The organism is Microcystis sp. M109S1 (assembly GCF_020247025.1).
Classification (GTDB): Bacteria; Cyanobacteriota; Cyanobacteriia; order Cyanobacteriales; family Microcystaceae; genus Microcystis.
The window spans coordinates 1-8,491 of sequence record NZ_JADBRW010000460.1 but is presented as its reverse complement, the minus strand read 5'-3'; the positions used below and the strand labels follow the sequence as shown (position 1 = coordinate 8,491).

At 39.3% G+C, this 8,491-nt stretch carries 10 protein-coding genes; 1 reads left to right on the top strand and 9 read right to left on the bottom strand.

The genetic code is table 11. The annotated features are described in order from the left end of the window. Nucleotides 1-257 precede the first annotated feature (257 nt). From IM322_RS22610 to IM322_RS22570, 9 genes are all read right to left on the bottom strand, one after another. Nucleotides 258-407: a CRISPR-associated endonuclease Cas2 gene (locus tag IM322_RS22610; protein ID WP_286825753.1), complete on the bottom strand. Its 150-nt coding sequence runs from the start codon at nucleotides 405-407 to the stop codon at nucleotides 258-260. A gap of 76 nt (nucleotides 408-483) precedes the next feature. Next, the gene (locus IM322_RS22605) at nucleotides 484-2,109 is read right to left on the bottom strand and encodes an RAMP superfamily protein (RefSeq protein WP_287674968.1); all 1,626 of its coding nucleotides are present in this window, start codon (nucleotides 2,107-2,109) and stop codon (nucleotides 484-486) included. A gap of 5 nt (nucleotides 2,110-2,114) precedes the next feature. Further along, entirely contained in the window at nucleotides 2,115-2,522 is a 408-nt protein-coding gene (locus tag IM322_RS22600) for a hypothetical protein (protein ID WP_287077318.1), read from the bottom strand. A 19-nt stretch (nucleotides 2,523-2,541) separates the two neighbouring features. Further along, nucleotides 2,542-3,369, bottom strand: coding sequence for an RAMP superfamily CRISPR-associated protein (locus IM322_RS22595; protein WP_287674971.1), 828 nt, complete (start codon nucleotides 3,367-3,369; stop codon nucleotides 2,542-2,544). 136 nt (nucleotides 3,370-3,505) lie between these two features. After that, on the bottom strand, nucleotides 3,506-3,730 hold the full coding sequence (locus IM322_RS22590; RefSeq protein WP_287674973.1) for an AbrB/MazE/SpoVT family DNA-binding domain-containing protein: 225 nt from the start codon (nucleotides 3,728-3,730) through the stop codon (nucleotides 3,506-3,508). 144 nt (nucleotides 3,731-3,874) lie between these two features. After that, nucleotides 3,875-4,858 carry a type III-B CRISPR module-associated Cmr3 family protein gene (locus tag IM322_RS22585; RefSeq protein WP_287674974.1) on the bottom strand — a complete coding sequence of 328 codons (984 nt, stop codon included), beginning with the start codon at nucleotides 4,856-4,858 and terminating at the stop codon, nucleotides 3,875-3,877. A gap of 10 nt (nucleotides 4,859-4,868) precedes the next feature. Further along, nucleotides 4,869-6,293, bottom strand: coding sequence for a Cas10/Cmr2 second palm domain-containing protein (locus IM322_RS22580; protein ID WP_287674975.1), 1,425 nt, complete (start codon nucleotides 6,291-6,293; stop codon nucleotides 4,869-4,871). A 7-nt stretch (nucleotides 6,294-6,300) separates the two neighbouring features. Then, nucleotides 6,301-7,332, bottom strand: a complete 1,032-nt coding sequence (locus IM322_RS22575) for an SAVED domain-containing protein (RefSeq protein ID WP_287674976.1) — start codon at nucleotides 7,330-7,332, stop codon at nucleotides 6,301-6,303. 15 nt (nucleotides 7,333-7,347) lie between these two features. Beyond that, nucleotides 7,348-7,950 (bottom strand): Uma2 family endonuclease, encoded by a 603-nt coding sequence (locus tag IM322_RS22570; protein ID WP_287674978.1) that lies wholly within the window; start codon nucleotides 7,948-7,950, stop codon nucleotides 7,348-7,350. A 185-nt stretch (nucleotides 7,951-8,135) separates the two neighbouring features. Between IM322_RS22570 and IM322_RS22565 the strand changes: the two genes are divergently transcribed. Continuing rightward, entirely contained in the window at nucleotides 8,136-8,285 is a 150-nt protein-coding gene (locus IM322_RS22565; RefSeq protein WP_287674980.1) for a hypothetical protein, read from the top strand. Nucleotides 8,286-8,491: the final 206 nt, after the last annotated feature.

Here is an 8,491-nt window from a genome sequence, read left to right as displayed (position 1 = left end):
GTTTCCAACTAATCCTATTTGACCTAATAGGTAAGGAGTACCCCTTGGAAAGCCTTATCGAGAGGGGAAGACAGACACCCAAATCGACGCACCTGCAATGCATAGGGTAAAAAGGTGGTAGTGGGGGGGTAAAAGTCCCGATACCAAAGGGGAGAACCCTGACTGGGAGAGCAATCGACGCACCTCAACCAGAGAATCGGGGTTTTGGGAGTCGGGGAGAGGCTGCATCGATTTTCAGCCAAGAGTTCTTGGACAAGCTAGATGATATAGACAGTTGGGGGTGGTTGAGGAGGAGAACCTCCAATTACCAACACCCTAGAGACTGCTTCTTCGGAAATCCCATAGAAGCGTACATCATCCTCTTGAGGATTGACCCTTTCTACTACTTTAGCGTATAGTTTCCGCATCTGGTCGAGGTAAAAGGCAAAAGCTTTATCGAAATGTGTAATTAATTTTGCGCGCGGTACTTAACTTTGAACGGGATTATTTCGGCCAAAGTTTTTGAAATTTGCTCTCTTTACCATTATTCTCGTCTAGAAAACCTAGAAAATAAGCACAATCATCAGAGTCATCAGGAAAAATTGTTAATAATTCTAGGTATTGATGATTATTTTGGGGATACATTCGATGCCAAAGACGACCAATTTGATTGATATTTTTTGTTACTATTCCTGTCACCGAGGTTTTATAGATACTTAAATTATCCAGTTTTTGATAGGCTTTGTGAAGCCATTTGATGGCTAGGGAATCATCTTTATCTTCAGCAATTCTTCCCCAAACCTCGACTTTTTTAGGATGCCAACTTTCTCGCCAGTTAGCACTATTATTGGGAGTGATGGGGATATTTTGTAAGGTCATCCATTCTTTAGCAATGGTGCGAACATCTTTGATAAAAGGATGAACGTGAGTTAAATCTCTGACTTTATTATCGTTGATTAAAGAACTTTTATCCCCCCATTGCCAATGACAGCCAATTAAGGGTTTATTAGGATAATAATCCTCATAGAAAATACTATGATCTGCTCGTCGCCACGATTTACCAAATCCTCCTAATAACATAGCAAAACGAGTGAGGAAACGAATTAATTTTTTTAAGCATTCTTGCTGGTTTTCGGGGAGAGATTGGGTGATAATCCAGCGCAATTCTCCTGTTACTGTGTAGGTGGGTTCGTTGTAACCATTGGTAAAGGTTCCTAACTCTAGAGAATTGACACGAAAATCGATCGCTAGTAAACCTTGGGTTGCTTCTCTGTCAATTCCTCCAAATAGCTGATTAACTAATTTTTCTGCATTTTTAGCATCAGTTAAACCGCCAAAAATACGCAAGGCATGACCGCGAATTGCTCCTCGAAAAATATTGGGTCGAAATTCCTTTTCACCATCGAGGCTTTTAGGAGCCATTCCTTGCCCTTTCAGAAAACATTTATATAAAGGTTCTTTTGAAGGTTTAATGTCTTTTGGCAAGCCGTAACCGCTACTAACACGGCATCCTAGACCAGATTCTAAAGCTCTTTCCCAGATAGTCCAAATCTCCTCCCAATCCGGTTGTTCTATTAAGCTAGAAATGCCAAATTTTAGGGTAGGTTGATAGAGGGAAATTAAAGCAAAACCACTTTCTCCACCGGGTTTTTGTCGAGTGTTTTGGGTTTTTACTTGCCATCCCTGTTGCGGGTGAACAATATCTAAAAGATTTTCCGTCCAATCATTAACGGGATAACCGCCATGGAAGCGCAAAAGACTAGGGTTATCGCTATCTTTTTCGAGGTGATAACGTTGTTTTTGTTCGGGGGTGCAAGCTTGACAAAAGGCTCCTTTCATGCTGGAACCGGGATAAAATGGTATGCCATAAGCACCCATTACAGGCCGAATTATTCCTTCATCTTGTCCCCCATTAGTGACGAATCGCCACGAGATTTGATATTCTTTGGTCTTTACTTCCTCACCAAATTGGGGAGAATTTTCATCGACCCTTTCTATCCATTCTTTTACCCATTTTTGGCTATCATTTTCATCTTTTTCAGAATCAATATATTGTAATTGCGATCGCCCTTGGGTTTGTGCGCGAAACATCCGGGGAATTTTGTTACCAATATCGGGAATATTAACCATATAATTTATCGCTCCTTTGTTCCTTTATATCTTTGGGTCCACCAAACTAAACAATCGCATAGTTGCGTTAAAACAGCGAGGGTAATTCTCTGGTCTTCTAGCTTTAATTCCCAGAGTTTTTCTGCCATTGCTTGAACGGATTTGGTATCATTTACCTGTACGGTATCGTTAGGGATAGGAATCCCAGCTTCTGCCATGGTTTCGACTAATTTATCCCAAGTTTCTTTCCAGTATTGTGCTTTATTGGGTTCCTTGGATTGTAAGCGCAGATGTTCACCCCAAAATCTTTCTAGTCCATAGGAAACGGATTCACGCATTTTAAAAGATTGATTGAGAGAATCTCGGTCTCGTAGTTTGGCAGCCAGAACTAATTTCTGAGCAATGCGATCGAGATTGTATTCTTTCCAAGCCATAATATTAGATAAAATGTAATTATTGATTAGCGTAGTTTAAAATAGTAACTTGGCAACGACCAAAACCGATGGATTCTAATCCTCCGAAATATAATTCTTTTTGGTTTACCGATTCTCCAAAAGGTTGCCATCCTGTTTCTTTGCAAGCAATGGGAAAAACTAAAACACTACCCACGGGTAAAGCTTCCACATTGAAAAAAGCTCCCTTTTCTGTATCGACTTTTTTCTGATCTTCTAGTAGTTTAACCCGGCTTTGTCGGTAGAGTGCCATATCGTGCAGCATGGATATATCGTTATCATCAACGACGACTAATTGAGAAGCTTTTAAATCCGCTTGCGAGGGAATCCACGAAGAAAGCTCCTCTAAGTGTTCAATTTTGAGAAATCCTAAGTTAAAAAATAAAACTTTGCTATTGCGGTTAACTCCCTGCACTACTCGCGCTTGTAAGCTAGGGGAAGCAGTATAAGGATTGGGTACTTTTGCAGAGATTCCCGTGATTTGTTTGTAGCGTTTTAATAATAGGGGAGAAGTGACCCAAACTATCGGCTGTCCTGGACAAAATACCGGCAACCAAACGAGGGAAGCATATTCAAATTTAACTTTTGCTTCGGTGGTTCCTCCGTCTTCTTGTCCTGGGATTGCTTCGTGTCCGTACCATGTACGTTTTTCATCTATATTGTTCATATCGGCACGAAAACGGCCGCGAATAGAACTACCGGGGATAATTGCTGTTTGGGTAAATTGATCGCGAAAAATGAGGTTAAGATTACCTGTTTCTTCTCCTGCGGTTGCTCCCACATGAAGCGGTGCTAAGGTTTCAAGTATGCCATAACTTTTGTGATACATTTTTGGGTAAAAGTGAGTATTTTAGATGCTTAGGGATTATTCTAAACTAGGTTAACATTAATGTCAGGATTTTCTAAGATTTTGTTAATATTTGATCGTGGTATTTAGGATATTAGGGCAGTACAAAGCTATACGTTTAGTCCCAATCAATTTCAACACCCTTTAATAATTCATCCATTTCTTTAGCCATTTCCTCTGTATAAGGAGTAAGAGAAGAAGGGTTTTTAAAGGCATCTTCTACCAAAAAATCTAAAAACATACGCAGCATTTTATTTTCGCTAATTTGTGAGCTTTGATTATTACCACTTTTTCGATAACCTAATAAAGCTTTTCGAGGAAATCTGGTTTTTATTTTTGCCATAGCTATCATACTAAATCTGGTTATTAAAAACTGATTATTTATTCAACCTTTTGCATGAGTGCCTGTCCTGATATGTAGCCTATACTCAACGGATTTAGTATCAGTTATTCTCGTCTAATTTACCCTACTCAATAATTATAGGCTTTATTTGGCAATATTTTCTAAGGGTAAAGCTAATCCGCAGCCCCAGCGTTTGAGGGAAACTCCTTCGGTGGGGAACCAAGATTCCTGCCAATTGTGCCAAGATGGTAAGGGGTTTTTTAAGCGATAAACTGTTCCTGCGGGAACTGCATAGCGTCCCCTAGATAAGCGCTTAAATTTATCTTTTCCTCCGAATCGATAACGATAGGTTATTGGTCTTTCGGTGTTGAGGGTTTCTAATTCCCAATCGCTGGGATTGCGAGTTGATAGGCGATTTGTTCCCCAGATTGCAGGAGTAATGAGGGCAAAATATTGACCGACATCTTGATTAAATAAAGTCTGTATATGGCTGCTTAATTCAAGTGATTTAATTTCCACTAGATGGGATTCACCACCAAAGCGATACCAGCCATTTTCTAGGGGTTGATTAGCCAAATAAACTAGACAAGCATCTGGATGTAACTGGACGGCATTTTCGAGGAATAATTCCCCGGTTTCTACCTTTCTTTGCTCCTCTAACAAACGCGGATGGAGATGGGGATGATATTGCCACGGGGAACAATAGGCTTTTTGAGGATTATACCATTGGTTGATAGGAATCCAACTATCTCGATCGAATTTTCCCTCAATTTGTTTACCGTCTTTCTCTTGCCATTTTTCTTGCCATATTAAGGTGTGTTGAATTTTCCCATTGTCGTTACTTTCTTGGTCTTGAAAATAATTTGCTAGGGGTTTTTTCGCTAGATAAATAAAGGGAGTGGGGACAAAAAAGTTATCTGGTTGTTCACTGTTTGCCCAAAAAGGGCCAGCAATTTGTAAATCGCGAACATTGGTGGGATTACTGTGAGCAAATAGTCCCGAAACTGTGGCAGCAGTGGGAGGAAAACGATTTCCTGAACGTCCGACTAGATTTTCTGGAGAGAGAAAGGGACCGGCGCTACCGTAGAGAAATCCCAAAGGTTTAATTATGATCAGATATGGCAGCATTTTTCTATTTTTAGGTGAGATGATTGGCAACTTTGGAGAGGTTAATTACCCAGTTATTTTTATCTTGGTGAGAGGTGATATCGATGGGTATATTTTGATTAAAATAAAGGTTAAAAACTGCATTGGTAATATGATGATTATCATCGGTAAAAGCGCGGCGATTTTCTAAAGTTGCTATATCATTATAGAAATGTGTCCAGTTTTTACCTCCACTGCGATCGCAATAACTATCGAGGATATCTTTTAAGTTTTGCCACGGACAAACCCACTCTAAATAGTTACCACTGTTAAAAAGGATTCGCACAGCTAGACGATTTTTACCTTGATTTTTAGCGGATTTTTCGGCTTCGCGGCAATGTTGCAATATGTCTCGCTGAGGAACTCCTGAAGCTGCCCAAACGAAACCGACGCTAACAGTTATATCCTGAGAATAACCATGTTTTGGCCAGATTTCTCGATGAAATTTATCAAACCAATAGAGACAATCTTGTAGGGTTAATTTTGGTTCTGATTTTTGTCGAAACAAAACTCCTAAAAAGTCATCTCCTCCCGCATAAATAATGCGACCAAAGTTAAGATGATTTTCTAGTTCTTCTCCCCATTGTCGCATTCTTTGACTAAATTCTTTTCTTGAGGAGATGGACAGATTTTTTAGATAGGTTCCCATCCCGTCACCGTCCCCTTGAAACCATCCTGTATAGAATTTTTCCTCGTAGCGATTTAGTTCCACAAATTTTTTAGGAAGTTCTAGGTTTAAAGGCTTGCCAATATCATATAATGTAATCATGCGTTTGACTAATTCGGGAATGCTAAGACGTTCGTTTTCATCGAGAATAGCCTCAGAAAGTTTTTGACTTAATTGCTGATAAAATTCGGTGATTTGCTGATTTTGTTGGGAGATACTAGAATATAAAGGATGGGTTTGATCCGTCATTCCATACCAAACAATGGCATCAGAACCAGATAAGCTAGAACTTTCTCCTTGCCAATTAATTCCCGTCCAATCCCGTTGATATTTTTTCTGTTGCAGACTTTTAAACGCACAATCGATCGAGTCTTCTTGCACCCAGAAGAATTCCCAAGTATGATTAATCCATAGGTTCCATTCTCGTCGCCAAGTATAATTGTATTGTGGCAGATTTTGTTCAATCCAAACCCGACACTTATTAACTACTTTTTGCCATGAGTCATTGAAGACTTGTTCGGCCTCTTTTTTGGGAAAATTACCCGCGATTAAGATTTGGTTGGGAGTTCCTCTTTTAACCTCAATTAAAGCGGGAGAAATAAGGCTACATTCAGGATATTGATCCGCTGCCTGACAGATAGCATCGGCAAGATAGGATAATAAAAAAGAACCACCGTATAAATCTCTTAGTTTACGGGATTTTTCGATGAATCCTTGCACAGGAGCAAAGGTAATTACAGTATAGGTCATTTGGTCTTTATTGTCCTCGATAAAGTTTAAATTCCTGAAGATTAATAAGATTTCTGTAGGTAGAATTTTCGTATTGAGTTAGGAGAATTGGCCAGTATTGTTGAACGGACATTCCGACAAGTATTCCCAAAGTTATAGGTATAGAATAAACTAGCTTAATCTCTTGATAGTTGTTTTTTTGAGCGCTGTTGATAGTGGTAAAGATTTCTCTAGAATATTGTAGCCAATCTTCATTTCTTTCGATTGTACCACTGCCTTTACTTTTCAGATAAATTAAATCGCCGTAGTTTTCAATACTCTCATCATTAAGATTTATTTTATGGGAAGAAACATCGATGGCTATAGTTACTCTATCTTGACCTTTTTCGGTGACAGGATCCTCAAATTTTTCGTATTCCTTAATACCTTCTTTTAGTTTGCGATCGCTAATTTCCACCACAGGATAATAACTATCAGAAGATTTATTATATTGAAAGATTTTTACTCCTTCGGTAGCGAGAATAGTACCGACCATAATAGCGACGCTAATCGGTCCGATATAGGCAAGATAAATAATAGTATTTTTGGGAGTTTTTTTCTTAAGTTTCTCTAGATTATAGCGTAGTATTTGCAGAAAAGCTTTCAGCATTTCTTGATCATAAATATCACAGGAATAGTTAAAAATTAAATCTGTTTCGCTAATATTGAGATACTTGTCGAGATTATTTTTATGATCCTTGTATTTATTTTCTGTTTCGATGATATTAAAAAGTGATTGCAGAGCTTTATTACTATCGGCAGGATTAGCAATTTTAATCACTATCGGTAAAGGAATCGCTTGATGTTTATAGAGGTCGTATTTCTGAGATTCTCGCCAGATACCGATGATAACTAGAGCCAAAGTAATCAGAAAAATTAGATAGTATCCCTGGCCAAATTGATCGGCAATTAGTGCTAAAATAGCGGCGATGGCTAATGCTGCATTGGTGAGGGTATTAAAGATAATATTATAGGGATATTGACGCAGATTACCCAGGACATTTTTAAGAGATTTCAGCATAATTTTACTAGAGATTTAGGGTATAATATCGAGAAGACACAGAGACAATTCGGGAAAAACTGCCGAACTAATGCGCTCATAAAGACGATATAATTTTTGTTGATATTCATCACCTTCTAGCTGATAAATAGTCAAAGTAGGCTGTTTGGGTTTACCGATAAAAGAGATGCCACCCAATCCACGAAAATCGACAATCCAATATTCAGCAATACCTAAAGATGAGTATTCTTCAACTTTGCGTGCATAATCATCTTGCCAATTACTACTAACCACTTCTACCACTAATTTAATTGCTGGGGAGCTAGTTAAAATTGGTTGTTTTTCCCAGAGAGGTTCGGTGCTAAAGTCCACTTCATCCAAAATGATGACATCGGGACGTAAAGCAGTAGCTTGACCGGATTCTGGACGGAGCAAACAGTTTTTAGGAATTGTCCAGGGTAGATGTAATCGCAAGATTTCTCCCCACAGTCTTCCTGCGATTTTTCCCGCTACGGATTCCTGAGGTCCAGTGGGTTCCATGTCTCGCAAATCCCCGTCAATTAATTGATAGCGTGGGTCATCTCCATACTGGTTTAAAAAGTCTTCAAAAGTGAATAATTTAGGAGATAGGTAGGTCATGATTTTTATCGGATTAGACCTAAAACTTGTTGTTGCTATCCATGATACTGATGACTCGCCGGAATCGGGGGATTTTTGGGGTTAAAAAATCCTTAAAAAAACTCGAACCCCCGCTACCCTCCCTAATAAGTAGCTAGACAATTAATTACAGATAATTAGTTAAGCAAAATTAATTACACATCGAGATGCGGAAACTGTACGCTAAAGTAGTAGAAAGGGTCAATCCTCAAGAGGATGATGTGCGCTTCTATGGGATTTCCGAAGAAGCTGTCTCTAGATTGTTGGTGATGGGAGGTTCTCCTCCTCAACCACCCCCAAATCTCTACATCATCTAGCTTGTCCCCTAACTCTTGGCTGAAAATCGATGCAGCCTCTCCCCGACTCCCAAAACCCCGATTCTCTGGTTGAGGTGTGTCGATTGCTCTCCCAGTCAGGGTTCTACCCTTTGGTATCGGGACTTTTACCCCCCCACTACCACCTTTTTACCCTATGCATTGCAGGTGCATCGATTTTCAGCCAAGAGTTAGGGGACAAGCTAGAT

Coding starts and splice junctions, on each gene's coding strand:
- IM322_RS22575 (WP_287674976.1), bottom strand. CDS start 7,332: ATGCTGAAATCTCTTAAAAATGTCCTGGGTAATCTGCGTCAATATCCC.
- IM322_RS22605 (WP_287674968.1), bottom strand. CDS start 2,109: ATGGTTAATATTCCCGATATTGGTAACAAAATTCCCCGGATGTTTCGC.
- IM322_RS22590 (WP_287674973.1), bottom strand. CDS start 3,730: ATGGCAAAAATAAAAACCAGATTTCCTCGAAAAGCTTTATTAGGTTAT.
- IM322_RS22580 (WP_287674975.1), bottom strand. CDS start 6,293: ATGACCTATACTGTAATTACCTTTGCTCCTGTGCAAGGATTCATCGAA.
- IM322_RS22570 (WP_287674978.1), bottom strand. CDS start 7,950: ATGACCTACCTATCTCCTAAATTATTCACTTTTGAAGACTTTTTAAAC.
- IM322_RS22565 (WP_287674980.1), top strand. CDS start 8,136: ATGCGGAAACTGTACGCTAAAGTAGTAGAAAGGGTCAATCCTCAAGAG.
- IM322_RS22595 (WP_287674971.1), bottom strand. CDS start 3,369: ATGTATCACAAAAGTTATGGCATACTTGAAACCTTAGCACCGCTTCAT.
- IM322_RS22585 (WP_287674974.1), bottom strand. CDS start 4,858: ATGCTGCCATATCTGATCATAATTAAACCTTTGGGATTTCTCTACGGT.
- IM322_RS22610 (WP_286825753.1), bottom strand. CDS start 407: ATGCGGAAACTATACGCTAAAGTAGTAGAAAGGGTCAATCCTCAAGAG.
- IM322_RS22600 (WP_287077318.1), bottom strand. CDS start 2,522: ATGGCTTGGAAAGAATACAATCTCGATCGCATTGCTCAGAAATTAGTT.